We start from the raw sequence: 4,268 nt of genomic DNA on the forward strand, positions 1-4,268 counted from the left end.
CACCGAACGTTTCCTGTCCGAGGCATGGCCGGGGCAGGTGCTAGCTCGGCGGATCGGCTGACGGCGGCAGGTCACCCGGCGACGGGCTCGTCCGGCGGGGACAGGCACGGGTTCCCACCGGAGGAACCTTGTCGGCTCCCCACAGGTCGGCGGCACCGGATAGAGAAGGCGCGCTCGACCCCTGATCCGCCGGACACTGCCTAGTGGGGCCCGGGTGCGGCTCATGTACTGCACGTCGCGCCTGCCCGCCCGGGACCACGGCCGCTCCACCGCCCTGCTCACTGAACGGGAGGCGCCCGGGGCGGGAAGGGAAGCCGGTGACTGCGGCCCGCCTCCCGAACTATTGCAACTATGATAGTTCGGGTAGGGTGTGGCGTATGGAGCCGAAGACTTATACGACGATCGACCTCCGTAAGCAGATGGGCGAGATCCTCGACCGCACACGGATTGCAGGTGAGCCGGCCGCGATCACCCGGAAGGGCAAGACCGTCGCCTACCTGGTCCCCGCCGAATGGTTCGAGCAGTACATGGCACAGCGTCCGTCACCCGCCGACCCGACCGCGGCCTGACCAGACCACAGGCACATCAGGAGCCTTCCGTTCATGACAGCGCAGCCCCTTCACTTCGACGGCCCCGGCGGTGATCGGCCCCGCCGTGTTCCGCCGATGCCCGAGCGCACCCCCCAGGCCCTCCGCCTGGCCATCCAGGAGCACGCCCCTCACCTGCTCCCGGACTTCGAGGCCCACTGGCGTCGGGCGATCGCCGACGCCTTCAACCTCACTCCGGTACCGGCCTTCATGCGTTTGTGGTGGACGCAGTACGCCATCGCCCGCGACCCCAGCCTGGAGGCACACCTGCGCGACCTCCAGGCCCGCGCTGTGGAATCCGAGGACCCTGAGGAATCCGCTGCCCTCCTGGCCGAGTACAGCCGGCTGCGCCACCAGGCGGCAGCTGCGGAGCCTGGCCGGTGACCGATGAGTTCCCCCACCCGCCCTGGAAGATGGATTGGACGGCCGAAGCGCTCCAGGAGTTCGAGACCATGCCGGAGGACGGGAAGAAGCTGGTGCTGGCAGCCCGCGCCGAGTTGATCACGGTCTCGGATCCCTACTACCGGGGGATCGACGCGGATGCGTCCCTGCCGCACTGGATCACCGTCCGCCCGCTGGCTTCGACCAGTCCAGGAGGCCCCCACATCGCCGACCTCGCCGGCGGCCGCGGCTGGCTCATCTTCACCTTCATCCGCCGCCACGCCGACCCGCAGATCACCATCACCGACGCGTTCTGGGCCTGAACCGCGGAGGCGGGGGGCACGGGGATCAATTGCACCAGCGGGAAGCTACGGGCCCGATCCTGTCCGAGGTCAGCTGAGCGGCGGGGGCTCGCCGGTCGTCACCCGCACCACCTGCCCGCGGACACGGGTGCGGGGCCGGACAGCTGCACCAGGGGCGGGGTGGGTCAGGCTAGAGGTGATCACCACGTCGTGAGCGGCATCAACGACTCCTCCTACAGCGGTCGCACGCTGTTCTTGGGGATCAACGACGACACGGCGAGCTGCTCGACGAGACGCTCGACCCGAGTTGTCAATACACCGGCTGGACCGTCCGCGAGGAGCCGGTCCTCCGAGCCGGGGCCTCCCTACCGTCGGGTGGTGGCAACGCGGTTGAGTATGTAGCCGGCGAGCGCCGACGCTCCCGCGGCCGCCCTGGCTGCCGACCGCCCGGTGAGCGGCGCGGCTGGAACTGCCGGCTGCGACGCATGCCACCGCCGCTGCGCCGCCGATCCCACAAGGCCCTGCCCGTCGGCCACCGCGTGCACCAACCGGTTGAATGTCGACGCCGGCGGCAGGGAGCTCCCGCACCACAGGAGTGCCCGCCACCACACGGATCACCTCCACCGCCGACAGCAACGGAAACAACAACTCCCCGATCAGAGAACAGGATTGCGTCATAGCCGCCGGCTGTCGGCCTCACCTCCTGCTCAGCCGACGACTTTCAGACGATCTCCGGTCCCTGCGGGCACCAAGATCGATCACTTAGTGTCACCGATCACAAACCTGAGCCAGACCCCCAAGGAACACCCGTCCTGGAGAGCCTCGCCCGACGGCGAGCCGTCCTCTTCGCCGTCCCATCAGATTGACCAAACCCTGCGAATGGGGTTTAGCTCTGTGTGACGGTTTCTCGAGCAGCCGGTTCAGCTACTTGTTTTTAAATACCCACCTGACCTGGCTGTCAGGGGTTATGGCTCCCGGGAACCCCTTATTGGGCTCGCACGTATACGAGTCGTTACCGACGACCTGGCATGAGACGTAGGCCCCGCCGGTGAAGTCAGACCAGGCGTCGAATACTACGGATCCGCCTCCGGATATGCTGTAGGTTGCTTTAACGTTGGCAGGTCCGCCAAAAATTGATTTCGCACCCTTCCACGACTGGGTATTGCCGGGTGAAACCACCCAGCCTGTCCCCATGCCGGGAATGTTGAAGACATCGATTGGCGTTATATGGGTTGAGCTTTCGTTGACAATCTTGCCGACCCAGCCATCCGCATTATCTCCCCATGACACGGCAGGAGAAGCGGCAGCCGGGGCCCCATCCGAGCTTGCCGCAGCAGCGGCATGGGGGATCAGCATCGATCCGCCAAATGCAAGACTGATCGAAATCTTTGCAATCCTGGCTCGCATCTTGTGTACTTATTTCCCGTTTCGCTTTTATGGTCTAGTGGTTCGGCGCGTCAGAGCTGCCAAGCATGCAGATATCCCCAACGGTCAGGCGGCTTAGCCTAGCGGGTGAATTAAGCTGCGCGAACATCCGATCGGGCTGCGTAAACATCTGATTGGGTGTCTTTCCCCTCCTCTGGTCGACGCAGAAGAGGAAGGGTAAAGCGTCTATCGTGAAGCTGTGCGCGGTATCTGTTCGGCGAGCGCGGCCGCCTCATCGACCCGCTGGTGGAAGAGCATGGTGGTGTGCAGATTCTGCTGCGCCGCGTGCTCCAGCAGTGCGGCCTGGAGCAGGGCCGTGCGCCGGCCGCGCAGCGCGTCTTCCGACAGGCCCAGGATCGGGTCGGGGTCGCGGATCTCCAGCACGTCGATCTCGAAACCGGCGAGGATCGAGCGTTCCACCGCCTGCGCCAGCCCAAGATCGAAAATCCGGGTGCCGTACGTGTGGGAGTGGCGATCTGCGGGTTCTGGCGTCGTGATGTCAGTGCGGGGGATATGGGTTTTTGCAGGTTGGTTGGTTGCCGTGCGGGTTTGGCTGGTGACATGGATGCCGTCTTGGGGCTGTCGTTTTTGGTGTCTGGGTGGGTCGGTTGGTTGCCGGTCGGTACTGCGCGGAGCGCGTTGTTGCTGATCAGGGCCGTGTGAGTGCCGGGTGCGATCTGCGCGGCTCGGGACTGCGCTCCTGGGGACCTCCTCGTGTTGAGTCCCGCAGCGCCGCCGGCCACGGCGTCCGTACAAGCGAGGCTGCGGGACGGGCAGTCGTCGCCTGCCCCGCTGAGGGCTGCCGGGAGACGGTCACTTCCTCCCTTGTGACCCTCGCGGCTGTCGGTCATCCTCCTCCTGCTTGGCAGGTTGAAGATCCATGTTCACGTCCGCTCATGACGCCGTGCACGGGCGCTGTCCCGGCTGCACGAAGCTGCGCCGACTGCGTCCGGGTCCGGGCCTGTGCGCGTGGTGCTTGGGGCGGCAGACGCTCAGCAGAGGAGATGTGCGGCCTGTCGGCGCCAGACCGTGGGCGGGCACGGGCGCGGCCCATGCCAGCGGTGCGTGAGCTTGTTCCGCTTTGCCCAGACACTTTTGGTGTGTTGGTCAGGCCGCGATGGCGGTCTTGTATTCGGCGGGGCTGCGGTAGCCGGGGCTGCTGCGGGCAGGTGCACGTTGTACCAGCTCTCGATCCACTCGAATATCGCGGTGCGGGCAGTGGCCCGGGTGGGCCGGGGGCGGTTGTCACCCAGCTCGTTTTCAGGGTGGAGAAGAACGATTCGGCGAGGGCGTTGTCCCAGCACTGCCCGGTGCGTCCGACCGACAGCCTGATGCTGAACTTTGCTGCCAGAGCGGCGAGTTCACGGCTGGTGTACTGCTTGGATTCAACCGGTCGTCGCAACGCCGGCTTCCTGGAGCGATAGTAGGTGTTCGTTGAGGGCTTCTGCTGGTGTTCTCCTACCGAGGGTTTTGCGGGGCCTCGTGTTGAGGGCTTGTGCAACATCTGCTGGGGCTGAGGCGGGCTTTGCGGAGGATGCGCCAGGTCTTGATGCGGGCGATGGTTCTCTCGACG

The 4,268-nt window shown here is 65.8% G+C and carries 4 protein-coding genes and 2 pseudogenes; 3 read left to right on the forward strand and 3 right to left on the reverse strand.

Annotated features, from left to right (window positions below):
• The first annotated feature begins 377 nt into the window (after window positions 1–377).
• The 3 genes from IF89_RS0134440 to IF89_RS0134450 are packed head-to-tail and all read left to right on the forward strand — an operon-like array spanning window position 378 to window position 1,291.
• Window positions 378–569, forward strand: coding sequence for a type II toxin-antitoxin system Phd/YefM family antitoxin (locus IF89_RS0134440; protein ID WP_030776666.1), 192 nt, complete (start codon window positions 378–380; stop codon window positions 567–569).
• A gap of 33 nt (window positions 570–602) precedes the next feature.
• Complete coding sequence (locus IF89_RS0134445; RefSeq protein WP_030776669.1) at window positions 603–971, forward strand: DUF6247 family protein; 369 nt, start codon at window positions 603–605, stop codon at window positions 969–971.
• The gene (locus IF89_RS0134450) at window positions 968–1,291 is read left to right on the forward strand and encodes a hypothetical protein (protein WP_030776672.1); all 324 of its coding nucleotides are present in this window, start codon (window positions 968–970) and stop codon (window positions 1,289–1,291) included. Before IF89_RS0134445 ends, IF89_RS0134450 begins: the two co-directional genes overlap by 4 nt.
• Window positions 1,292–2,194: 903 nt before the next feature.
• On the opposite strand, the gene IF89_RS46600 is transcribed toward IF89_RS0134450, so the two are convergent.
• The 3 genes and pseudogenes from IF89_RS46600 to IF89_RS48540 form a co-directional block, all read right to left on the reverse strand.
• Complete coding sequence (locus tag IF89_RS46600; protein ID WP_158718083.1) at window positions 2,195–2,677, reverse strand: hypothetical protein; 483 nt, start codon at window positions 2,675–2,677, stop codon at window positions 2,195–2,197.
• Window positions 2,678–2,887: 210 nt separating this feature from the next.
• Window positions 2,888–3,169: pseudogene (locus IF89_RS0134455) on the reverse strand (helicase); the annotation flags it as partial.
• A 911-nt stretch (window positions 3,170–4,080) separates the two neighbouring features.
• Window positions 4,081–4,268 (reverse strand): annotated as a pseudogene (locus IF89_RS48540) (hypothetical protein); the annotation flags it as partial.

It is taken from the genome of Streptomyces sp. NRRL F-2664 (genome assembly GCF_000719345.1).
Classification (GTDB): Bacteria; Actinomycetota; Actinomycetes; order Streptomycetales; family Streptomycetaceae; genus Streptomyces.